Origin of the sequence: Microcoleus sp. w2-18bC1 (assembly GCF_036700365.1) — a bacterium.
Classification (GTDB): domain Bacteria; phylum Cyanobacteriota; class Cyanobacteriia; order Cyanobacteriales; family Microcoleaceae; genus Microcoleus.
The window spans coordinates 1-23040 of the sequence record NZ_JAUBOS010000026.1 but is presented as its reverse complement, the minus strand read 5'-3'; the positions used below and the strand labels follow the sequence as shown (position 1 = coordinate 23040).

15 protein-coding genes are annotated in these 23040 nt (G+C 43.7%); 3 read left to right on the top strand and 12 right to left on the bottom strand.

The features are described from left to right. Window positions 1-8: 8 nt before the first annotated feature. Window positions 9-1841, top strand: a complete 1833-nt coding sequence (locus QT979_RS15415; protein WP_333310886.1) for a DUF6798 domain-containing protein — start codon at window positions 9-11, stop codon at window positions 1839-1841. 136 nt (window positions 1842-1977) lie between these two features. Here QT979_RS15415 and QT979_RS15410 read toward each other — a convergent pair whose 3' ends face one another. From QT979_RS15410 to rfbC, 4 genes are all read right to left on the bottom strand, one after another. Beyond that, window positions 1978-2952: a glycosyltransferase family 2 protein gene (locus tag QT979_RS15410; RefSeq protein WP_333310884.1), complete on the bottom strand. Its 975-nt coding sequence runs from the start codon at window positions 2950-2952 to the stop codon at window positions 1978-1980. A 92-nt stretch (window positions 2953-3044) separates the two neighbouring features. Continuing rightward, window positions 3045-4838: a hypothetical protein gene (locus QT979_RS15405; protein ID WP_333310882.1), complete on the bottom strand. Its 1794-nt coding sequence runs from the start codon at window positions 4836-4838 to the stop codon at window positions 3045-3047. Between the two features lie 221 nt (window positions 4839-5059). Further along, the gene (gene rfbD / locus QT979_RS15400; RefSeq protein WP_333310880.1) at window positions 5060-5938 is read right to left on the bottom strand and encodes a dTDP-4-dehydrorhamnose reductase; all 879 of its coding nucleotides are present in this window, start codon (window positions 5936-5938) and stop codon (window positions 5060-5062) included. A 2-nt stretch (window positions 5939-5940) separates the two neighbouring features. Further along, window positions 5941-6486 (bottom strand): dTDP-4-dehydrorhamnose 3,5-epimerase, encoded by a 546-nt coding sequence (gene rfbC / locus QT979_RS15395; protein ID WP_333213928.1) that lies wholly within the window; start codon window positions 6484-6486, stop codon window positions 5941-5943. Between the two features lie 49 nt (window positions 6487-6535). On the opposite strand from rfbC, the gene QT979_RS15390 reads away from it, so the two are divergent. Together QT979_RS15390 and QT979_RS15385 are read left to right on the top strand one after the other, a co-directional pair. Beyond that, complete coding sequence (locus QT979_RS15390) at window positions 6536-7210, top strand: methyltransferase domain-containing protein (protein WP_333213926.1); 675 nt, start codon at window positions 6536-6538, stop codon at window positions 7208-7210. Between the two features lie 130 nt (window positions 7211-7340). After that, window positions 7341-7940 carry a Uma2 family endonuclease gene (locus tag QT979_RS15385; protein WP_333310878.1) on the top strand — a complete coding sequence of 200 codons (600 nt, stop codon included), beginning with the start codon at window positions 7341-7343 and terminating at the stop codon, window positions 7938-7940. Window positions 7941-8181: 241 nt separating this feature from the next. Here QT979_RS15385 and QT979_RS15380 read toward each other — a convergent pair whose 3' ends face one another. The 8 genes from QT979_RS15380 to QT979_RS15345 all read right to left on the bottom strand — a co-directional run. Next, entirely contained in the window at window positions 8182-9246 is a 1065-nt protein-coding gene (locus QT979_RS15380) for an NAD-dependent epimerase/dehydratase family protein (protein ID WP_333310876.1), read from the bottom strand. After that, window positions 9239-10000, bottom strand: coding sequence for a glycosyltransferase family 2 protein (locus QT979_RS15375; protein WP_333213920.1), 762 nt, complete (start codon window positions 9998-10000; stop codon window positions 9239-9241). Before QT979_RS15375 ends, QT979_RS15380 begins: the two co-directional genes overlap by 8 nt. Window positions 10001-10003: 3 nt before the next feature. Beyond that, window positions 10004-11821 (bottom strand): hypothetical protein, encoded by a 1818-nt coding sequence (locus QT979_RS15370; RefSeq protein WP_333310874.1) that lies wholly within the window; start codon window positions 11819-11821, stop codon window positions 10004-10006. 222 nt (window positions 11822-12043) lie between these two features. Next, a complete protein-coding gene (locus QT979_RS15365; RefSeq protein WP_333310873.1) occupies window positions 12044-14050 on the bottom strand; it encodes a chromosome partitioning protein ParA in 2007 nt (668 codons plus the stop codon). A 52-nt stretch (window positions 14051-14102) separates the two neighbouring features. Further along, window positions 14103-17111, bottom strand: a complete 3009-nt coding sequence (locus tag QT979_RS15360) for a peptidase domain-containing ABC transporter (protein ID WP_333310871.1) — start codon at window positions 17109-17111, stop codon at window positions 14103-14105. Between the two features lie 132 nt (window positions 17112-17243). Beyond that, complete coding sequence (locus QT979_RS15355; RefSeq protein ID WP_333034840.1) at window positions 17244-17993, bottom strand: peptidylprolyl isomerase; 750 nt, start codon at window positions 17991-17993, stop codon at window positions 17244-17246. 280 nt (window positions 17994-18273) lie between these two features. Beyond that, window positions 18274-22122, bottom strand: coding sequence for a glycosyltransferase (locus QT979_RS15350; RefSeq protein ID WP_333310869.1), 3849 nt, complete (start codon window positions 22120-22122; stop codon window positions 18274-18276). A 306-nt stretch (window positions 22123-22428) separates the two neighbouring features. After that, the coding region (locus tag QT979_RS15345; RefSeq protein WP_333310867.1) for a transposase at window positions 22429-23040 on the bottom strand (612 nt) is incomplete at its 5' end.

The window sequence follows — 23040 nt, the reverse complement described above, 5'->3', positions numbered from 1 at the left end:
AACCGTCAATGCAAAAACATCAAAAATCCCACTGGTATTTTAATCTATCTCTGTATACTTTTGTCATCATCGGTTCCCTGATGGCTACAGGCTATCTTTTCCCGATTGGAGGCAACTTCCCAGAAGTGCCTCCCATTCAATTTATGTTAAATCCTGAACTGTATAAAAATGATTATTACGTTCAGGAAATGGTTAAATTCAATCCGAGATACTACTATTACTATATCATTTATTTGCTCGCAAACTTAGGAACAAGCATTCCCCTAGCGCATTTTATTTATCAATTCCTATCCTTCGGTTCATTTATCCTAGCTTGCTACGCAATTATCAATATCTATACTAATTCCAAACTGCCTGCCGCAGCGATGGCTTTTTTATGTATAGCCGCTTCATTTACAGATGTTGGTAACACGCTGATATTTTCCACCAAGTCAGTACCCAGTACCTTCGCAATGGGTTTCGCCATCTGGGGAATTTACTTTAGTTTGCGCCAGAAATGGCTGACAGGATATTTATTTTTTGGGCTGGGTTGTTTGCTGCAATTCTTAGTGGGTTTGTTGCCGGGATTGATGATGGTTCCCGTTTTAGTTATTGACTCTGTAAGACAGCGGAAGTTTAAAACATTGATTTTGGCGATCGCACTTTTAGCAGCAATGGCAAGTATCGTTTACGTACCGATGTTATTAACAGGTACTACCAGCACTCACACTATCGACAACGCCCAGTTTGTCTACATTCACGCGAAAGTGCGAAACCCCCACCATATCCTCCCGTCAAATTGGGATGTTGGGAATTGGTTCAACTTTATATGTTTCATAATTGGTGGCTTGCTGTGCATCAAAAATTCCGATTTATTGCCACAAGAAGACAAGATTAATTTTTATGTAATTGTTGGCACATCAATTTTTGCATTATTTCTAAATTACGTATTTGTCGAAGTTTATCCTTTAGCTTTTATCGCCAAACTACAGTTAGCTAGAACCGTACCTTTCGCTCAATTAATTATATTTATTGCTGTTGCTTTGAGGGCCGAGCAACTTTACCGAGAAAAACAAATAGCTATTAGCTTGTTGCTGTTAGCTGTACTAACTTTGCCTTTTAGGGGCATCATTTTCTTAGGATTATCAGTTTGGCAAACAAAAAATTACGTATTTACTAAACGAGATAATATATTGTTGTGGATTTTAACAGCAGGAACGGTAATTTTCAGCTTGATATATCCGGTGACTGATTCATGGGAAATAATGGGCGATCGAATAATTAGCATCCCAGTCCTTTTCTCCATTCTCGCCTTCCCATTCATTTTAGAAAAAACATCCCTTGCTAAATCTATAAAACAGACTATAACTCACACATTAGCCTTAATAACTACAGCCACCTTGGTTTTTGGAATAGCAGGAATTCTGCCTAAACCTCTATTAAATGTATTTCAAACAAGAGTTAATATCAATGCCGTTCCCAGAGACGACTTAAGCAAATTAGCTATGCGATTTTCGCAAATTAGCAGCCGCGATTCACTCGTATTAATTCCACCTTCAGTTACCAACTTCCAGTTTTTCTCCGAAAGAGCGATTGTCGTCAACTTCAAGAACTTCCCCTTTACCGAAAAAGGCATCAAAGAATGGCAAAATCGCATGGAAACCGTTTTAGGAGTCCCCTTAAACCCGCAAATGATTTGGGGAGGAAATGACTTTTTTATCCGCCGCAGCAGTGCGGATTTAGTCAAAGTAGCCAGAAACTATCAGGCAGATTATATCCTGACTCGTACTGACTGGCACCCAAATATTCAAGGGGAAATCGCAGACAAACAAGGCAAATGGATACTCTATAAAATTAGGTAATAGGTAATTGGTAAAACTTGTTAAATCCCCATCTAACTTTTAGATTAGTCAGCAGAGGTAGACTTTGCTTGCCTAGAAGCAATTGTAATAGCCGATTTATCAGCGTTAATCAGCGTTAATCAGCCTTAATCTGCGGTTAAATATCAAAACCTGAATCATCAATAATTTCGCTAATTTGCTTGTCCACATAATCAGCATCCACATTCCGTGCCATCAACTCAGCTAAAATCCCCAGAGAAATCAACTGCACCGACAGAATTGTACACAAAATCCCAAAAAATAACAAAGGTCGATTCCCGATCGGCCCAAAATTCATCCCCGCCAAATTCAGAAACCAAATAACTATCAAATAACTCAGCGAAACAGTTCCAACCAACCCAAAACACAATCCCAAACCCCCAAACAAATGACCTGGTTTGTGCAAATAGTGCGTCGTGGCTAATACTGTCAACAAATCAATAAATCCCCGCGCATAACGTTCCCAGCCGTAATTAGATTTTCCGTGCTTTCGCGGATGATGTTCCACAACTACTTCGCCAATTTTAAACCCTAAATTGTTTGCTAAAGCTGGAATGTAGCGGTGCAATTCTCCGTACAATTTAATCGACTGCAAAACTTCCCTACGATACGCTTTAAAACCGCAATTCATATCGTGCATTTGCACCCCAGTCAGCAAACACGCCACGGCATTAAACAGCTTGGAAGGTAAAGTTTTAGAAAGCGGGTCGTTTCGCTGTTTTCGCCAACCAGAAACTAAATCAAATCCAGATTCTAAATGATGTAAAAATTTGGGAATTTCAGCGGGATCATCCTGAAGGTCAGCATCGAGAGTAAAGATAATTATCCCTGCTGCATTGCGAAATCCTGCTGAAAGTGCGGCGGATTTGCCAAAGTTGCGGCGCATTTTAATCGCTTTAATTAGTTTGGGATGTTGGCTGGCTAAATCTGTGATTTCTTGCCAGGAATAATCGCGGCTACCGTCATCTATGAAAATGACTTCGTAACTGTCAATTTCTGTTTGGAACATGACAAGTTTAATTTTTTCAAACAGCAATTTGAGGGTGGCTTCTTCGTTGTGAACTGGGATTACGAAGCTGAGATGTTTTGGCATAGGGCTATTCTATTTAATTTGTGTTGTCAAGGAGATTTTTTTATTAACCGCAGAGGGCGCAGAGGTCGCAGATGAGGCGAAAGAGAAGTTTTTTAGTTTTTATTGATAACTTGGGAGTTTCGCAAGGCTACCCAACCTTTGCGGTTTTTAAAGGAGGCATAGGCTGTCAATAATTTATCTGTTGGTGATGTTTGAATGTATCCTCTCCAAGCTGCAAATTCGTAGGAATGGCCAAACAATTTAACTAAATCTGGGCGCGGAAATCCTGACATGGCGAAACCTCGAACTACATTTTCTTGGTTGAGAATGGCAATACATTTTACATTGTTTTCGGGGTCTCCTACCCAGCCAATTACTCTGGCTGCTGTTGGTGCAAGTTTGGTGGCTGTATCAAAATATCCGGGTACTCCGTCTTTGGGTGCTGACAGTAAATTTGCGTCGATTTTTGTGTCTAATGCTGCACAGAAATTGTGTTTTTTGATGTCTCGGTTAAATGGTACTAAGTTGTTAGTTTTTAAGGCGTCGATTAAGCCGACAAAAGCGGCGGGTTTGTTGCCTACGCGGTCTTTAATTAGGGTTACGTCGGTGATGCCTAGTTGCAGTGATAATGCTACTAACGGTTGATAGGTTGCTCTGCGGGCGATCGCCATTGCAGTTTCGCCTCCCACCCCGTACATTAAAATAATCGCGACTGTGGCGACTGCAAACAGCGGTGTCAGCCAACGCCCTTGGATTCTTGGTGTTGGCTGCCACTCGCGCACCCACAATACTGTCAGCACAATTGTGCTCATCCAAAACAAGGCTGGGAGTGTGGCGTAGCGGGAAGCTGTGGCTTGTTCGACGCCAAATCCCGATCGGCTAACCGCGGCCATTAACGCGGTTTGCAGCGTGTAAAGTTGGATTGATAGCCAAGGCAGCCAATCCGGGCGATCGACCTTTTTTACAAATAGCCAATAACCAACAAAACCCGTCGCTGCAATCAAACCAATTATACCAATAATTGAAGCAACAATAATATTTTCGCTAAATATTCCGCCGAGATAAGTGGGAATATATTCGAGAGTTTTGAGGGGGTTGATTTTTGTTAAAGAAGGGTGATGAGATGGAGTTTTATAAGTTAAAAAATAAATCCCAATCACTGCAATCGAAGCAATGAAATACAAATAAGTTATTCGCCGAGGAAACCGCAGCACAACAGCAGCAGCACACAATATCGGCCACAAACCTAAAGGAGTGCTGTAACTAATACAGCCTAAAACGCCAAAAACAATGCTGCCAATTACCCACTTATTTTGTAAATGCGGGGGCGGGCACGGGGGCACCGCCCCTACCAACTCGTTACCAGGCTCTGCCTCCCTTTTCTTTAATAAATCTGTCACATAGGATTGCAAACAAAATATCGAACAAATCACAAATAAATTAGCAATTATCCAGTGAACGCCACTGAATCCCCGCATCCAATTGTGAGCCGCCGCCGGAGTAAAATTAAAAATAGAAATGCAAAGGAGTAGCGAGATAAATTGCAGCGGAAAACGCCTCATTTTTAACGGCAGCAGAGCAATTAATACGTGGCACTGAATCCACGCCAAAAACCAGGCAACTAAACACAAACCAATATTTGAACCTTGCGTTACAGCTATATTCAAGCCATAAATAATGGCCGGAATCAAGACAAAATGCTCGTTGGCCCGAAATATCCAATTAAAAGGATTTGTAGAAAAACCGTCTACTGAATAAAAATTCCATGTCATCCACCAATAATCAAAATTAGACAAGTCTCCCGCTTGCGATATCAAGTACAAAATATATGAAGCTGGTATTAGGATGCCGAGAACTGAGGCGGCAATTAAAATATATTGTTGCTTGATTTTCATGGATTCAGACATGGGGTATTTTTAATTAATGGGGCAGGTTTAGCGACGCACTCCCGACAAAGAAACCGGGTTTTTTATTTAATCTCTAGGCTACAGCGAAGGATTTTCGTAAAAAACCCGGTTTCTGGCCACCAGTGGATAAGTCCTATTGTCCTGAATCCCTAAATTTTAGACTAAAGTTCAAACTCCCAGATTCAATGCTGCAAGTAAATCTAAAATCTAAAATCTAAAATCTAAAATCGACTGACTTCTCTTGCCAGCATTTGTCTGAGTCCTTGCCGCCAGTGGGGAGGATACGTGCCTAGAAGTGCTGATATTTTTACCGTAGAGAGGACAGAAAAAGCCGGACGTTTTGCGGGTGTTGGATATTCGGCGGTGGTGATGGGTATTACGCGCTGAACTTTTAGGGGAAGGCCGAGTTGTGCTGCTTCCTCAAAAATGGCGATCGCAAAATCGTACCAACTACAAACACCGCTGTTAGTGTACTGGTATGTTCCAAAAGTTTCTGGCCCAAGGAGAGGAATAATTTGTGAAGTCGCCGCACCTAAATCCCCAGTCCAAGTAGGACTTCCGATCTGATCGGCTACTACTCGAATTTCTTCCCTTTCCTTTCCCAACCTCAGCATGGTTTTGACAAAATTACTTTTGCCACCGTTGCCGTAAACCCACGCGGTTCTAATAATAATATGTCGGTTTCCCGATTTTAGAATTGCTGCCTCGCCTGCTAATTTCGACTTGCCGTAAGTTCCCAGTGGATTCGTAGAATCTGTTTCCAGATAAGCAGAACCGTGGCTGCCATCAAATACATAATCAGTAGAAAAGTGAATCAAACTTGCTCCCTGTTTTTCGCATTCTTCGGCAAAAATTCCTGGGGCAATAGCGTTGACTGCATATGCTAATTCTGGCTCACTTTCGGCTTTGTCTACCGCAGTGTAAGCACCCGAATTGATGACTAAATCCGGTTGAATTTCAGCCATTGCTTGACGGATGCTTTCGGGTTGGGATAAGTCGAGGCGAGTGCGATCGAGCGCAATAACATCTCCCACAGATAATAAAATCGGCTGCAATTCTTGAGCTAGCTGTCCGCTGCCGCCTGCGAGTAAAATTTTCATGATCAAAACACTTGAGCTTTTTTCAACGTTTGTCCCGCTTGGTCTTTAGCTGATAAGATTGGTTGGGCACCATCTAGCGGCCAGTCGATCGCCAAATCCGGGTCATTCCATAGGATACACCGCTCGTGTGCCGGTGCGTAATAATCTGTAGTTTTGTACAAAACTTCAGCCGTCTCGGAAACCACTAAAAAACCGTGAGCAAATCCCGCCGGCACCCAAAATTGCCGTTTATTTTCTGCACTCACTAAACAGCCAACCCACTGCCCAAAAGTCGGCGAACTTTTTCTAATATCCACCGCTACATCAAATATTGCTCCCGCAACTACCCGCAGCAATTTGCCTTGAGGTTGCTGAATTTGGTAGTGCAAACCCCGCAGCACATTTTTAGAAGATTTGGAATGATTGTCTTGAACAAATTCTGCGGTAACGCCTGTTTGTTCAACAAAAGCTTTGTGATTGAAACTCTCAAAAAAGAAACCGCGATCGTCTCCGAAAATTTTCGGTTCAATGATCAGAACTTCCGGTATTTCGGTAGATATAACATTCATAGTTAGCTGTGAAAGTGATAAACTCATACTCAGTCTCTGCTATTTTACTATGAAAGCCGACGCATATCTCAAAAAATTGTACGCCAATCGATTTGATTCCCGACAACTGCAAGCCAAGGTGGCACTATGGAAAGTTTTAATTGACGAATTTTTACAAGATTATGTTCCTCCAGAATCAACCGTTTTAGATATTGGCGGCGGTTACTGCGAGTTTATAAATCAAATTCAGGCTAAAAAAAAATGTTTGATTGATCTAAACCCCGATTCCAAGTTATTTGCCAATCCTGATGTAAAAGTGCTGAACATTGATGTTTTAAGCTTTGATGATCAACCAGCTTTTGGCGAACAATTTGACCGTATATTTATCTCTAACTTTTTTGAACATCTCCGCAATAAAGAAGAACTCATCCAAATTATTTTATTTTGCTTTGAGGCGCTTAAGCCAGGGGGTTCTCTCTTAGTTGTCCAACCAAATTTTAAATATTCTTTCCAAGAGTATTACGACTTTATCGACCATCAATTACCAATTACCCACTTATCGCTGCAAGAACTTTTACAAACCGTCGGCTTTGAAATCGACTTAATTATACCGAGATTTTTACCATTTTCGACCAAAGGCAGACCGGCCTCGCCTTTGCTGTTAAAAATTTACTTAAAATTGCCTTTGTTGTGGCGGTTTTTGGGAGGGCAAATGTTTGTCAAAGCATCGAAACCAAACAATTAATGGTCGGGGAAAGCGATCGCCGCCCCTAGAGCATTTCAATTGTTATAATAAAAATTGCAAGTATTCCTGTAGTTTGGGCTGGGCAAAATCAGGATAAATTTGCTAAAAAAGCATCAATTGTAGGAAAAAAATGATGACACAAACATCCCGCGCCATTGCTGTGAATATTCCGCCGACACTAACACTCACCGTTACCCGCGAGCAATTCGTTGAATTGGCGATCGCCAACCGAGAATTACAATTAGAAAGAACAGCACAAGGAGAGTTAATCGTGAATCCACCAACCGGAGGCGAAACAGGATACAGAAACTCTGATTTAAACGGGCAACTCTGGCTGTGGAACCGCCAAACTAAACTGGGAAAGACATTTGACTCTTCTACTGGTTTTCACTTGCCCAATGGAGCCGATCGCTCTCCCGATGCTGCTTGGGTGCGTCAAGAAAGGTGGGATGGGCTCACCCCAAAACAAAAAGAAAGTTTTATTCCCTTGTGTCCTGATTTTGTGGTAGAACTCCGTTCTAAAACTGACAACATGGAACCGCTGCGAGCCAAGATGAAAGAGTATATGAACAATGGCGCTCGTTTGGGTTGGTTGATAGATCGGAAAAACAAAAAGGTGGAGATTTACAGGCCAAGTCAAGATGTAGAAGTCTTGGAAAATCCTATTAGTTTGTCCGGTGAAGATGTGTTGCCTGGGTTTGTCTTAGATTTGACAGAAGTTTGGGGATGAATGCTGAATCCCCTTCAATATCTGCGAGGGGTCATTCCTCATGTTTTAATCGGGCAACAATTGAGATATAATTCGCTCTCGTCCGATTTAAAAAATAGGGTTATGTATAAATTTATGTAGGGAAATGGCAATGCCGTGTCCTAATACCGGACACTCCAAAAGCCGTTTCCCTACCGCAGAAGAAATGGTTGTATTACCAAATTGCACAACACATCTCCCTGCATCTGAGGTTAAAAAATCCCTACAAAATCGAACTTAAAACCACCTCATTAGCAGCAATCCAATCATAAATATCCTGCAAAGCCGCTTCCGGCCCAATAACAGGCCGCCATCCTGTGCGCTCCATCACCCTAGAAGAATCAGTAATAAAAATCGGAATATCCCCCGCGCGTTCCTCCAAAACAGGATTAATTGAAATCGATTTCCCGGTAATTTTTTGGCACAAATCAGTTGTCTCAAACAAAGAAAGACTGTTGCTCAAACCGCCGCCAACATTAAAAACTTCGCCGTCAAATTCAGCAAAATGTTCTAATTGATAATTAACTAACCTCAACAAATCTTCAACGTGCAGCAAATCCCTAACTTGCTTCCCGCTGCCGCCAAAACCGATATAACTCAGCGACTTTTGAAAATAGTGGGCCGCCACCCACAAACCGCAAACTCCCTGATCGACTTTACCCATTTGCCAAGCACCAGTAATTAAGCCACAACGGTTAATAATTGCGGGTACATTGTATGATTCCCTGTATTCCTCAATCAGCAATTCCGAAGCTAATTTAGTTGCTCCGTAAAGCGAACGGTGTCCTTTTAATGGGAAGTCTTCTGATATGCCCAACTCGGATATACCGGGTAAAGTTTGCTCAGGGGCGATCGCAAATCTATTTGGCAACTCTAACAGCTTAACCGATTTGACACTGGCGATCGGATAAACCCGACTGGTAGACAAAAATAGCAAACTCGCACCCGTTTGTCTCGCCAACTCCAAAACATTTACAGTGCCCAGTAAATTCGTCTGCAAAACGTACTGAGGTGAACTAAAACCAGCCAGTACAGAAGGCTCCGCAGCACAATCTATAATGCAGTCAGCATTGAGTGCAACTGGATCTAAATCTGCCGCTGTGCGAATATCCCCGTAAACAAACTGAATCCCGCAACTTTTAAGCCGAGGCAGATTCAATTCCGAGCCGCGGCGACGCAGGTTATCTAAACAAATTATTTGCCATTCCGGGTGCAGTTTCTTCAGGCCAATTGCCAAACAACTGCCGATGAAACCGGCACCACCAACAATTAAAATTCTCTCAGGCATTCACTTTTAATTTTGCTATCTTTCTAGTCCGGTGGTAGTCGCCGCGAGACAGATGTTTTTCCAGCCATACATACAAGACAATAAACAAATATCGACTGCCCATCTCTTTGATTTTCAGCTTAGAAATACCAGCAGTCCGGTTGTACCACCTCAGAGGAATCACCGTATAGGAAAAACCCCGAACGATTGCTTTTAAAGGCAGTTCGACTGTCAAATTAAAATGATGGCTCAAAATCGGTTGTACGCCTTCAATTGCTTCTCTTCGGTAAATTTTAAAAGCATTGGTGACATCGCTGTACCGCAAGCCGAAAATACTTTTGACAAACCAGTTTGCTAAGCGATTAATTGCTAACTTGTGAAGTGGATAATCCACCACAAAGCCACCTTTGATAAAGCGGGAACCAAAAACGCAATCATATCCTTCTTGTAGCTTGCGGTATCCTGCTACCAAATCCATCGGATCGTCGGAAGCATCCGCCATCACAATTGCTGCAGCATCTCCGTCAAATTCCGCCAATCCCCGGCGCACAGCAAATCCGAAACCGTTGGGAGGTTGATTGTTGATGTATCTAACTGTGGGAAAAGTCTCTGACAACTCCTGGCAAATATCAATAGTTCGATCGACACTGTTGTCATTCACTATCAAAATTTCGTGCGGAATGCCTTCTAAATCGAGCGTCTGGGCGAGCGCCCGCACAGTACCGTACAAACAGCCCTCCTCATTGTGGGCTGGTATAATCACAGAAATTTTCACTCCTCATCCTCCGCGCAACTGGACAAACTTGTTGTCAACAGGATTATACACCCAAGCTTTAATTTCCGTTTGGGCGATCGGCAAATTATTATCCGACAAATCAACAGCCCACCTTGCATTATTGTATAACTCAGATTTTAAACTCTCAGCAATGTCGGGACTGTCCAAATTTACATAAGCGTTAGCAAAAAAAGATTTTTTCTCGCCGAGAGATAGCAGTACAATATGTGGCTGTTGCAAATTTTCTGGCAAAACCGCCCAACCAGCAGCCTTGACAGCATCATTTTGCTTAACAGTCAAGGATTTATCGCTAGTTTGAGGTTTGTCTAAATAACCGTAAACTTTCTCCGTATTAGAAATAAACTCTACATTTTTCGCGAACTTAAGCCAACCTATTTTTTCGATAATTGCAGCGCCTTCTCTCACCAGCCAAGTTTTTTTGCTCAGCACCCTCACACAGCTTTCCGGTGAATTATTGAAAAAATCAGATGGTTCCAGATAGTTAATTAACTGCAAACAATCTTGAGCGCCTTGTTTGTAAATAATTGCGGATCTAGTTTTGGCGATCGCCAGTTGAGAGTTAACAATAATTGTAGCAATTAACAGCCCTGCTACTACCCGATAAATAAATTTATAGTTAGGTTTTAACGTTGCTTTTGTTTTGGGATCATTACCTGGGACAAACAATTGCCATAGCTGAACCACAGCAATTAAGAGCAAAATTGAATTAGTCGTATATCTAGACGATTCGATCGCCTGTATTGCCCCAAATTCAGCCCTACCAGCCGTAATAAACAGAGCCGATAAAACCGAAAACAAACCTATTGACAGCCAAGGTAAAGCCTCATAATTCTCACCAATATCATTCCTATCTGTCATTGCGAGGGAGGAAGGAATCGCCGGGAGTTGAAATTGCTTTTCTGAGTCAGCACTCACAGATGAATCTGCCGAACTTGATACAATCTTTTTCCCAAAATAAACTACAAAAAATACAAAGCTTGCAAATATTAGCCATCCTACCAATGCCGAGATTCCATGCGATCGCACAATTGGCGAACCCAGCAAACTTAAAAAGTAATCAATCACCACAAACTGCTTATTCAACAATGAAATAATACTTGCTTTCCGACTCGGATGATAATCTATTGAGTAAACAGCACAAGTTGCCACAAAGAGCAACATCCAGACAATAAGTCTTTTTCGTTTCTGCGCTGCATTTCTTTCCAAAGCCACCACAGCCGGAATCGCCGCCAACCAAGACAGCAAGCCTTGAGCGAGCGAAAAACTCGCAAAAAAGCAGAATACAGCAGCAATAGAGATTCTAATATTAGGCAATAATTTGTGATGTGAAACCAGCGCATAAACCGCAGCTACAAAACATAAATTCACAAAAAACCAAGCTAATTGAAATCCCCAAAGCCAGTTTTCGTGCTGAACTAGCGAGAAAATCAAAATACAAGTTAAAATATTAGCTAAATGCCACAAATCATCCCCTACATTCTTAACTTGCATCGAGGATAACTTGTACATAGCAATAAAAGTTATCGCAGCCAAACCTATGCTGAGACACAACTGATAATTAATATTCCATCGGGAAGCAAAAGCCAGCACCGCAATAATTATTTTCGGAAAAAGTATGCGGTGGTTGCTGTGCAAAGCCCAAAAATCGTTAAAAGTTACATTTCCCTGAGCTATTTTCTCAAAAAGGCTAGCTAACCTCCACTCGTCATCAACGGGAACGTTAACGCTAAAATTCGCTACAAATCCGATTAACAGGACAACAGGAATTAGATATAAAGTAAATAAGATGATTTTTTTCATGAAAGTGCGATCGCACCGATTGCCATCACCATTTTATATCAAACCCTGTTAAATAATTTTTATCAAGTTTGTAGTGAAGACTTCACTCCTCATAGTTTGAGCCGGGACTTGCATTCCTTACTACAAACAAGTTGAAAAACATAACACATAGAAACCCGGTTTCTTCAAGAAACCGGGTTTCCGAACAGCCTAAAAGCCTCGCGTTCAATTCGGTTAACCGAATTACTTAATAGTCTTGAAGGTATCCATTTTCCCAGTAAATCGGTTGATAAACATCTGCAAAACAGTCCGCTTGCCAATATTGATATTAGAACTCACGGACATTCCCGACTGCAAGTTAACCTCCACTTCATTTGCCTTGCCCTTGTTCAAAACAAACTTCTGATTTTTGAGCTTAATTATGGTTTTGAAAGCATAGTATTTCCGCAGTTCAGTAGGAGGCTCAGCATCGCTGCTAATCTCTATCACTTCACCCTCAGCAGTACCAAACTCCATCGCCGGGAAAGCTTCTACATTCACTTCCACAGGCACGCATTGGTATTTCGTCAAACCCAGTTTCTCTCTGTTAACTTCCTTCTCTGGACAAACGCAACTTTTACCTATTTCGCAGTCAATCTTTTCTCCGTCTAATTGCTTGCCGTGATACTGCTCCAATTTTGCCCGCTTCTGTCTCAAAGCATCCAATACCAGAGCCACATTGCTGTTTTCCAGGTAAACTACTCCTTGCAGACCGTTGTCGTCATCCAAAACTTTGAGCAGCTTTTCAGTTTGCTGCGCTTCGTAATAAGCTTCTTCGCAGCGTGCTGGGCGCGGTTCGCCCGGTTTCAGCACCGTATTAATAATGGATTGGCATATGGGATCTTTCGCCATATCCAACTTAGCTTTCTCCTTCGTAGAAGGCTTCAAATCAAAGATTACCCCCGATACCGGAGCCTTCATCACTTGAGTGTCGCGGTTTTGTTGAGCCTTTTCTAGCTGAGCGTTCACCTCGGACAACTTTTTCAGGTTTTCCACTTTGAAGCGGCTTAGCTGAGAATCGCTGCTGGCAATTTGTTTCTCGTTTTCAGCAATTTTGCTGTAAAGTTCTTTTGCCCAGGAATCCTTGGTGTTTTTTAACTGTTCTTGGGCGCGGGCGATGGACTCCTGAATGCGCGCTTGCTCTCCTTGCTGGCGCTGTATGTCAGCACTAATTTTTTGGATGTCACCTTGACGCGCGTTAATTTCGCCTCGGCGCGTATTGATTTCACCAAGGCGCGTGTTAATTTCGCCCCTGCGAGAGTTGATTTCACCTTCGCGCTGCTTGATTTGATCTTGCTGTTTGAGAACGTCGCTTTGGCCTCTGAAAACATCTTGTTCTTGACGTTCTTTTTGCAGTTCAGCGATGGCTCCTTCCTCAACCAGGGGGGCGAGTCTGCCTAGAATGTTTTGATTCGACTTCAATACTTGTTGGGATTTCGCTAACTGTTCTTGGGCCAAATCTCTCTGAGCCAGGGCGGATTTTACTTGCTCTTGCGAAGAACCTAACTGCTGCTGAGCATAATTTAATTGGTTTTGGGCAAAACCCAATTGTTGCTGTGCCACTATCATTTGATCGCCGGCGGCTTTCTCAGCATCCTGAGCTTGCTTCAGTTGTTTTTCCAACTCCTGAACTTGGCCTTGAGCTGCAGCGACGCGAGACAGAAATTCCGATCGATAATTAACATAAAGTCCTTGCTGAGCAGCATCAAAATTTCCGCTAGCTCCCCGATTGAGGTACAGTTCGTCAATCAAAGCTTGCAGCACTTGATTTTGTGCCGTGAGGCTCTGTCTGTCCTTGATTGTTGATTCTAGGTTAGAAGGAACAGCGCCTTGAATTTTGCCGTTGACAACATCTTCGTAAAATTTATTTTCCTTTTCCAGAGCTTCTTTAGTTTTCTGTATCGATGTTAAATCGGCGCTGGGTGCAAGGGGGTTGAAAGTGAGCAGAGGCTGGTTTTTTTCCACGCGATCGCCATTTTCAACGTGAAGTCTCACCACAGCGCCCGTAGCAGGTGCTTGGATGTCTCTGGCACCATCTTTGAGTTCCAATTGGCCGACAGCGGGGACAGCTTGCTCTACGCTAGCAAAATAAGCCCAAACTACAGCCGAAGTGGTCATCAGCATGATCATCCACAAAAACAAGTGCGACCAAATCGCTGGTTTTTCGAGAATGACTGGTTGCTCAGAAAGTATTAACGATTTCATAGCCATTTGTTAGTTCTCAGTTGTTAAGCGTTAGTGATCAGTTGTGAGTTGTTAGAGATCAGGTATTCGATGACTCTTGTTGTTGGAAGAGGCAGTAGTAACGCCCTTTAAGAGCCATTAATTCTTTATGAGTTCCCCGCTCGACTACAGAACCTTGATCCATCATAATAATTACATCAGCGTTTTGGATGGTAGTCAGGCGGTGAGTAATGAAAAATACCGTGCGGCCGGCGAAAGCTTCTGCTAAGTTATTACAAACTTGGCGCTCTGAATGGTAGTCGAGGGCGCTTGTAGCTTCGTCCAAAATCAGCAGTTTCGGGTTTTGCAAAATCGTGCGGGCGATCGCCAAACGCTGCCTTTGACCCCCAGAAAGCGACGAACCCCGCTCTCCGACTATCGTATTGTAGCCAGCAGGCAAGCCCATAATAAAATCGTGAGCTACCGCTAATTTTGCAGCTCGCACAATCTCATCCGTACTCGCATCGGGATTGCTCAGAGCAATATTTTCCTGTACAGTACAGTTAAACAGCAAAGTATCTTGCAGCACCACCCCAAGTTGGCTGCGGAGCGAATATAATTCCACCTTGGCAATGTCATAGCCGTCAATAAAAATCCGGCCCGACAACGGCGGATAAAGACGCTGTAACAGCTTCATCGCCGTACTTTTACCCGAACCGCTTCCCCCCACAATTCCCACAAAACTGCCAGCGGGAAATTCCAAATTAACATTAGCCAATTGCAGTGCCCCGCTCTCCAGGAATCGGAAGGAAACCTCCTCATAGGTAACCTGCCCTTGAATTGCCGGCAGCGGGATATTGCTCCGGTCTTCATCGCTGGTTTCCGTCGGCGTATCGACCACATCCTTAAGCATATCGATCGACATCGAGACTTCTTGGAAACTCTGCCAGACGCTCACAAAACGCAGCAGCGAACCAGTCACGTTCCCGGAAATAATTCGGAAAGCAATCAACTGACCCAAAGTAATCTCATTTCCCAGTACCAAATAAGCTCCCACCCACAACTGAGCTAAGTTACCCACCTGGTTTAAAAAGCTGCTAATAGTACCGGCCGCAGTTCCCGTGATAATTGTTTTAAAACTGGCTGTAATGTATTTTGCGTAGCGGCTCGACCACTCCCAGCGGGATTTCAATTCAATATTTTGAGCTTTAACAGTTTGAATCCCGCTGACTACTTCCACTAGATAAGATTGAGAGTCAGCAAAACGCATATTTCTTTGTTTGATCAGGCGCAGCACCAGCGGATTGATTAGAATAATCATCAGCCCCAGTATCGGTACCACTGCCAAAGATACAAACGTTAGCTGCACGCTGTAGGAGAGCATCACGGCGACGTAAACCACCGAAAATACCGCATCGAGAACCACTGTCAGAGCTGTACTCGTCATGAATTCCCGAATCTGGCCCATCATGCTGAATTTGTAGACCAAATCTCCCACACGCCGATTGTCAAAGTAATTTTGGGGCAGCCGGAGTAAGTGGTCGATGACTTCTGCACTCAATTTGACATCAATGCGGTTTGAGGTATCTATAAACAAAAAGGTACGCAAACCGTTGAGCAGTCCTTCAAACAGGGCAACACCTAACAGAAAGGCACCCAAAATATCTAAGGTGTCAATGCTACGCTGACCTAAGACTTTATCAATAATTATTTGGCTGATTAATGGGTTGGCCAGACCAAATAACTGTACAAAAAACGAAGCAAGCAACACCTCAAAAAACACTGTCTTGTGTTCCATGAGGGCCGGCACAAACCACCAGAAGCTGAACTGCTCTTTTTGCTCAACTTGCGGAGCTTGCAGGAGCAGGACTTCTCCCTGTTCGCCCCAGATTTCTTTAAACTGAGGTATCCGCTTCCGCATCAGCCCCTGTTCGGGCGTGGCCATCACCAATTCTTGCTCGGTGATGCTGTAAATAATGGCAAAGCTATCTTGCCATTTAATCATTACGGGAGCTTTGATGCGGTTGATTGCTTCTGCAGGCACTTGCGCCAATTGGGGCGTGAGGCCGATGCTTTGGGCGATCGCCCCGCAAGCTTGCATACTGATAGAACCGGCGGTTTTTAACTGATTTTCTAGAACTTTGCGGATGATATCTCGACGAAATTTGAGGCCGAAATACTTGCTCAACATCTGGAAGCAAGCAAGCGGGCCCTCAATCTGCCCTTTGGCGCGGAAAACTGGGTATCTCCCGGCATCCTTTGGTTGACCGCTTGCGGGTTCTGGGGGACGATCGGGGGCGTCTATAACCGTGATCGATGTTTCGTTGGGCGGATTCTGCCCTGGGCCTACTGTATCTGTCGTGCCATTTAATGAGTCTGTTTCGGGTTGGGGTTCTGGGGGTTCCCGGAAGCCGACCAAGCGGGCGCCGAGGCGGCCTTCTACTTTTAAGGATTTGGCTGCGTTTTCCACAGAGAAGCGGCTGCCGGTGGGAAAGTCGCCCAAGACGCCACTGCTGACGAGCCAAATTCGATCGGCATCTAGCTCTTTGGCGATGTCTTGAGTTTTTTTGTTGCCGTTTGGTACGTTGACAACTGTCGCATCTTGCCAAGCTTGCAGGGTGAGTTCCTTGAGATTGGAAGTGCCGTCGGCTTGGCGCTGCAATTCCAGGCTCAACAGTTCAAATACTTCGCTCAAGGAACAGTGTTCGCGAAAGGCTTCTCCAAAGGTCGGCTGTTTTTCCAGTACGCTCAGGAACTCTTCGGCAGGTAGGACGATCGCGATCACATCTGTAGAGGCGATGGCCGTTTCGCAGGGAACCCCCCTGAGCAAGCCAGCCCAGCCCAGGATTTCCTTGGACTGCACCAAGCGTAAACTTACGTGGCGCTGCGAGCGCTGGTCAAAGCCCAGCAGCCGGGCCTGGCCTTGATAGATAATTGCCACTTGAGTCGGCATTTTTTCCCGTTCAAACAGGGGTTGCCCCGTCCGGTAGCCGAGGAGTTGGCATTTAGCCACCAAGGCTGTCAGAGCCGTCTCTGACAGTCGGTCAAAGGGAGGTGTTTGAGCTAGGAAATCCTGAATTTGGGAAAGGGAAACAGCGGAAGAAGTCATCCAATTTTAGATTTTAGATTTTAGATTTTAGATTGAATCAACAGATTAATCCAGGGGGTTTTTGTCAGGATGCTACGCTTTTTCAAGTCTCCACGGATAAATCCGGGGGCCCCTGACCCAATTGCTGGATTGTCATGATATTGAAGACACGGAGGAGAGGGGCTGTAGCGGGCCTATTTGCGATATCTGTTCGGCGAGCCAGCTTTCAAAGAGTTCGTTAATCAAGTGCAGCCGCATCGATTCATCGAGCTGGGCCGGCATGAACTTTTCTAGTCGAATAATTACCATCCATTCTGCCAGAGGACGCGGCGTCCAGAGTTGATTTGGCTGGCTGACGGACAAAAGTTTGCTGATTGCCGGGTGGGGCTGGCTGAGGGGTACTGGGCCCAACAAGCCGCCTGACTTGGACTCCGGCCCTTCGGAATAGTCGCGGGCCACTTCGGCAAAGGTTTGTTCCCCTTCGAGGATGCGAAAGTAAAGTTCGTTTGCCAGTGCTGGATTTTTGGTGCGTACCAGGGAATAGACTACGTGGTCTAGGCTGGCTTTGCGGGTTAAAAAATAATTATCTACTTTAGGTCTCCAAGTGGCTTGCTTAAATTTTTCGATCAGCAAGGGCCTAACGGCCATCTCTTGAAGTTCTTCTTCCGTCATATTTTGGCCGCGCAGCCAAGCTTCTTTGGCTTCCGGGGCTGTCAGTTGGTGTTGTGCCAGAAAGTTCTCGACGGCGGATTGGCGTTCTTCGTCGCTGCAACTAAAGGATGCGATCGCTTGGTCTACTATTACACCCCGCAAGAATTGTGGCATCAACTGATACCGCTTCAGGAGCGATGGCATATCCTGAGCTTGCAGTAATTTATCGCCTATTTGAAAAAGTCCTGTCATTTTTTTTTCTCCAACTGACTTGCGCTTCCCCTTTTAATTTAGCTGTGGCAGGAAAAGAGCGACAACCACTAACCCCTCGATTCCCCGATGATAGCAGACCGTCAGTGGGCTAGCGCTATTGCTGTCTATTTCTTGACGCTCTGCCTAGCGAGGGGTTCCCCGCGGGTCTCAGAATGGTAACGGGATGCCAGAGGGGGAGAGTGGGAAAATCTTCCCTCAACATCTATCCGTTAAATCCCATACACTGCTTAGTTGCTGAACTTCCTTCTTCCTTCATCTTTCACTCTCGGAATAGTCTTTCAAAGAGTGTTTCGAGTTGGGTCGAGCAAGCGCGACTGTCGAGATATTTAGGGTTTGCCGCCATTTTTTGCTGGATTCGCTCACGGTAGTGCCGACGCAGTTCTGGGTTGCTACCCAGTGCTATGCTCAGCTCTAAATAAGAGTTCTCGCTGTTTGCTACCAGTTCCGGAATTAGCAGTTCTTCGAGCACGGCGGCTGATTGTCGAGATCGAGTTGTTTGCCCTTTTCTTACCACTAGAGGCAATCCGGCCAACAAGGGTTCTGCTAAGGAGCAGCCACTGCTGTATGGATACGAGTCTAAATATATATCAGCCAATTCCAGACATTTTATGCAATCTGCGCGAGATGGCAGCGCCTTAATCACAACTAAGCGCTTTTTGTCAATCCCAAATTCGGCAAACAGCGATCGAATTTGGTTGTAAAAAGGCACCGTCGGATAGTTTTCATGGCCGGAACTAAAGGGATACAAAACTAAAATAGAATTCGGTACAGCAGCAATAATTTTTGCCCAAGTTTCTCTCAATTCTGGGATAATTGTCAAAGCTTGAGCGCCGGACATGAACACTACAGATTCGTCTGTAGCTCCCCAACTGCTGCGAGTCGGTTCAACTTTGCCAAGTGCTGATCCTACAGTATAGCTTAAACAAACTCCCGAACCTTTTAAAGTAATTAATTTTTCGCGATACTCTGCTGCTGCACCTGCGGGCAATGTCAAATCTCCAGCAATGAAATAATCGATATTTCGGGTTCCGGTGGTTACGGGGTTTGATGCACCGGTAGCTATTTGCACCCGCGCTAATCGGTGCAGGCACAGCAGCGCGCTTGGTTGAGAATGGTCGGTAGTATTGGTGCAGATTAGCAGAATATCTAAATCGTGCGATCGCATTTCTCGAACTTGATTGGGCAAATCTTCTGACAGTTGCACCACTTTGTCGGCGCAGTTTTCGCAATATTTCCTCAGTCGCTCGTCTTGTACCTGGAAATAGTACACGATTATTTCAAATTTGCTTCTGTCTAAATATTCAAAACTCGAGATGGCAGCACGAGTCTCGGATTCATCACTAATTTTATCAAGCAAAAAGCCAACTCGGATTTTAGTTCTTTCAGGCTCTCTCTGAGGAAAATTCCATTCTATTTGACAGCCGATATTTTTCAAATGAAATTCCAGAATATCAGCTCGCTGACTAAATATATTGAGCCGATTGACCTCGCTCAAATACAAGGATTGCAAGCTAACATTTTTCGCAATAAAAGCCGCCACATAACGCCAAACTTCTGAATCTGGAAAACTGGCTATGTTAGCAGCGACGTACTTGATTAACTGCTGGAAATATTCAGAGTACCTTTCTACTTCCATGTTTTGTTGAAAATAACCGGGAGAATGAAATATAAATCTCAAAAATTCGTCAAAAAACCACTGGGGAATCACTGCATTGCTATACTCAAGTGGCAACTGATAAGCGTCGCGGTACAGCATCACTGCGAGGAGATATTGCATCTTATCGGCAATTTTCCCTTCTTCAGCAAGTTTGGAGGATAACTGCTGGACAAAAGTTTGTTCTGACTCAGTTAAACTTTCATTTTTGAGGGCGCTATCTAGTAGCAATTTATGAGCTTTACCCATGTCTTTTGAGTAAGCAGTTTCTAATTTTTCCGCTGGCAAATTCAGCCAATATTCAGCTAGCTGTTGGCGGTATGGGCGCAGCGCGAGAAGAGGCTGTTTTGAGGGAAATTTATTGTATTGATCAAGGAGTGGTGACAATTCCGATAAACTCGGCTGGGTTCTCAATGCCAACTTATGGCGGATTGTCTGTTTGATTTGTTGATCCAGGAAACTGTAATCAGGACTATTTAGTAGTTTTTTGTAAAATCTGACTACATCCTTATGATTTTCCCCGGCAGCGAAGTTTTTCCAAGTTTGTTGTTCGGGATGAATCCGTAGCGACGACAGTTTTTCGTCTACAAATCCGATGTGATAGTTTCCCATGATTCGCCACCACATATCTAAGTCTACATACTGAGATAATCCCGAATCAAATAATCCTATTTCTTCAAAGACTCGCGCGGCAATTAACACGGTACTCGGTTCACCAATTTTGTTTATGGGGTTGCTCAAGCATTTAGTATCTGCGAGTAAGTCTTTTCCTGGCTGAATAGATTTTAAATTCGACCAGCTTTTGTGCAAGTCTTTAATTGAGTGGGAAGCTAGGCGCAAAATAGGGTTAGATTCATCGTCAGCTATGGTGATGCCGCGCGGGGAGAAAACCATACCTATTTCTGGGTTTTGTTGGGCGACGGCGACCATTTTCTCAATACATTCTGGTGCGAGCAAGTCGTCTTGAAACAAAAACTTAATGTATTGACCTTTTGCTTGAGATATGCAAAAATTCCAGTTTTGTGATAAACCGTAGTTGCGGTGCAGTATGATCCGGAAATCGACTGAGGTTTGTAATTGGAATGATTGGGCGATCGCAATTGTGCGGTCTGTGGAGCCGTCATCTGATATGATCAGTTCTATGTTAGGGTATGTTTGGGCCAAAGCACTTTGAATTGCTTCCTCAATAAATGCTTCTCCGTTGTATGTCGGAATGCAAATGCTAACCTTCGGCTGCTCGTTTGGCAGTTCTCCTTTTAATTGACTTTGTTGCTGTGATGGTGGCAAGTTAGCCCTAATTTTTGCCGACTTCGCTTTTGCTGTTCCTGACAGAGGTATGCTTTGAAAGTTATCGGTAATCTCGGCAATATATTCGAGACGTTTGCTAATTTTATTACCTGTAACTTGCGGGTTAAGTAAAGTCTTAATTTCCTCTGCCGCCACCGCTCCCATTTGTTGAGCTTCCCGGTAATTGTTAAAGACGTACCGCATTAAATCAGCAGCGTGTTCGACATCCGCTTCGGCCCAAACATTGCCTTTTTTGTAAGGCCCGCAATCTTGCTCAATTGGGATTAACTTATACTTGACTAAATAGCTATTGCCGACATTCATAAATTCTGTATTTGATGAATAGCCGGTGGCAATTACGGGTTTCCCGTAAAACATGGCTTCAGCCATTGTTAAGCCAAATCCTTCGCAGCGGTGCAGGGATACATAACAGTCGCAATTATACAGCAAACCGTTAAGTTTATTTTTGGACAAATACCCGTCTAGATGTTTGATATTTGAAGAATTAGCGATAGCAGAATTTAATAATTTTTGCTCTTCTAAATGTTTGTTTGAATTAGAAGATTTGATAATCAACAAGAGGCGGTTATCTTCGCCAAAAGCTTGTTGAAATGCTTGAAGTGTCGCTAAAGTATTTTTGCGCTCAATGTGGCTGGAAAAATCGAATACAAACAAGAAAATAAATTTATTTTTCGGTAAATTCAGTGCCTCTCTTTTCAGGGAAGGTGCGGGAAGAGCAATACTGGGCATGATTTTGATGACGGGAATTGGCGAGACTGCGGAAATTGCCTCGGCGCAATAGTTGCTGTAAGTCCATATTTCGTGAAAGTGATTAAATGCTGGCTGCCATTCTGGGGGAAATGCGGGAAGTTCCCAGGCCCAAAAGCCGATATTGTATTTGTTTTCAAAATAGGTGGAACCTGTATGTTTGATAAAGGCTGCAACTTGATCGGCGTTGACTTGAATTAAGTTTACGGGATGGGGATTGTCTTGGCTAAAGTTTTGATATGTGGTGTCTTGTTTGCGGTGAGGACTGCGGGTAAAATTGTTTATGGCGAAGGGAATCCCGGTGGCTTCTGCAGCCCTGATATTAGCTCTGACACCTTCTCCTATACCAAATTCGCCGTTAATGTAGCCGGCGATGTTTATTCCTAGACTAGGGTTCATAGTTTCTAATGAATTTAGCACAGTGTAGTGTGGATTTTTTGAGACTGTTGGCGAATGCTTGAGGGGTTTCACCCCTCAAGCATCGCCGTCCTGAATAGGCAGAATGATTGTGTCATCACGCAGCATATTAAATAATTTATTATGACTCTAGGAGTTACGCATTGACAAAAAACATTATCTATGCGTTCCAGATCATGCCATTACTATTAAGATTAGCAAAAATATGCTCACGTACAACTAAAGTAAATAGGGTTTGCTGAATAATCGATCGCCACCCAAGAGCAGGAGCTCACGATATCTGAAAGCTCAGTTAAAGATAAGTTTTTTCTGGAGCGAGTCCCCCCAATTATAATTGGGGATTATCTTCAACCTAAAAACAGGTGTTCTGTTTCCAAATAGACAGAAAAACACACAAAAAACCCGGCGCCACCAGGTAGCAAGGTTCATTACCAAAAAAGTAATTGCAATAACTGTACCAGAGGTATTATCAAGTTTAGCCATAACTCTATTGAGACCGAATCTTCTTTTCCCTTGCCCAAACTTTCCCTCTATTGCATTTCTAATTCTTTCATCTTCTAAAGCTTGCTTCTTTTTTGCTTTACTCACATTTGCTGGGGGTCTTCCTAGAGGTGGCCCACTAATTCTAATGCCTCTTTTTTTACACCATGCTCGGTTTTCTCTTGTACGGTAAATGCGATCTGCATGAACTGATTCTGGATAATATCCTGTGAACCTATGATATGCTTCTACTTGGGCTTTTAAGTCTCCTGATTCGTTAAAATTATCCCAGCTCATCCTGTTTAAAAATATATATCCTTCAAAGCAACTGGCTGATAGTTTGGCTCCAAACTCTACGCTTTTTCCGGCTTTTCCTCTGACTATCGGACGGATGTGGGGTTGGCTTAAACTTACTATTCT

What these genes read in the sequence shown, in the direction of transcription:
- QT979_RS15370 (WP_333310874.1), bottom strand. Translation starts at nt 11,821, where the DNA reads ATGAAAAAAATCATCTTATTTACTTTATATCTAATTCCTGTTGTCCTG.
- QT979_RS15405 (WP_333310882.1), bottom strand. Translation starts at nt 4,838, where the DNA reads ATGTCTGAATCCATGAAAATCAAGCAACAATATATTTTAATTGCCGCC.
- QT979_RS15415 (WP_333310886.1), top strand. Translation starts at nt 9, where the DNA reads ATGCAAAAACATCAAAAATCCCACTGGTATTTTAATCTATCTCTGTAT.
- QT979_RS15410 (WP_333310884.1), bottom strand. Translation starts at nt 2,952, where the DNA reads ATGCCAAAACATCTCAGCTTCGTAATCCCAGTTCACAACGAAGAAGCC.
- rfbC (WP_333213928.1), bottom strand. Translation starts at nt 6,486, where the DNA reads ATGAATGTTATATCTACCGAAATACCGGAAGTTCTGATCATTGAACCG.
- rfbD (WP_333310880.1), bottom strand. Translation starts at nt 5,938, where the DNA reads ATGAAAATTTTACTCGCAGGCGGCAGCGGACAGCTAGCTCAAGAATTG.
- QT979_RS15385 (WP_333310878.1), top strand. Translation starts at nt 7,341, where the DNA reads ATGATGACACAAACATCCCGCGCCATTGCTGTGAATATTCCGCCGACA.
- QT979_RS15355 (WP_333034840.1), bottom strand. Translation starts at nt 17,993, where the DNA reads ATGACAGGACTTTTTCAAATAGGCGATAAATTACTGCAAGCTCAGGAT.
- QT979_RS15365 (WP_333310873.1), bottom strand. Translation starts at nt 14,050, where the DNA reads ATGGCTATGAAATCGTTAATACTTTCTGAGCAACCAGTCATTCTCGAA.
- QT979_RS15360 (WP_333310871.1), bottom strand. Translation starts at nt 17,111, where the DNA reads ATGACTTCTTCCGCTGTTTCCCTTTCCCAAATTCAGGATTTCCTAGCT.
- QT979_RS15390 (WP_333213926.1), top strand. Translation starts at nt 6,536, where the DNA reads ATGAAAGCCGACGCATATCTCAAAAAATTGTACGCCAATCGATTTGAT.
- QT979_RS15350 (WP_333310869.1), bottom strand. Translation starts at nt 22,122, where the DNA reads ATGAACCCTAGTCTAGGAATAAACATCGCCGGCTACATTAACGGCGAA.
- QT979_RS15380 (WP_333310876.1), bottom strand. Translation starts at nt 9,246, where the DNA reads ATGCCTGAGAGAATTTTAATTGTTGGTGGTGCCGGTTTCATCGGCAGT.